At 42.6% G+C, this 336-nt stretch carries 1 pseudogene; it reads left to right on the top strand.

From position 1 onward, the window contains the following. Positions 1–336 (top strand): annotated as a pseudogene (locus A3712_RS15610) (RNase E specificity factor CsrD); the annotation flags it as partial.

The raw sequence follows: 336 nt of genomic DNA, 5'->3' as shown, positions 1-336 counted from the left end.
CTTGATAAGCTAACGCCACCAGAGCCTTTAGAGTCAGATAATTGGTGCCATATCGGTGTAACCATGTACACCGAAGGTGAACGTCACAGCCAAATCATGAGTGAAACAGAAACGGCATTAAAAAGTGCGCAATTGGAGCGTATTAATAACTGGAGCCGCTTCCCGAAACAAAACAAAAATGATCTTGATAGAGGTAGCGTTCGCTGGAGGACGCTGCTTGATACAGCGTTGCTTCCTGATAATTTAGTAATCTTTGGCCAGCGGTGTTATCTTATGTCAGAGCTGGGTCAAGTTAATGAATTACATAGAGAAATATTTACTAGAATTCAGGACCCA

The organism is Vibrio sp. HI00D65 (genome assembly GCF_001635455.1).
Lineage (GTDB): Bacteria > Pseudomonadota > Gammaproteobacteria > Enterobacterales > Vibrionaceae > Vibrio.
This window is presented reverse-complemented; position numbering and strand designations above follow the sequence as displayed.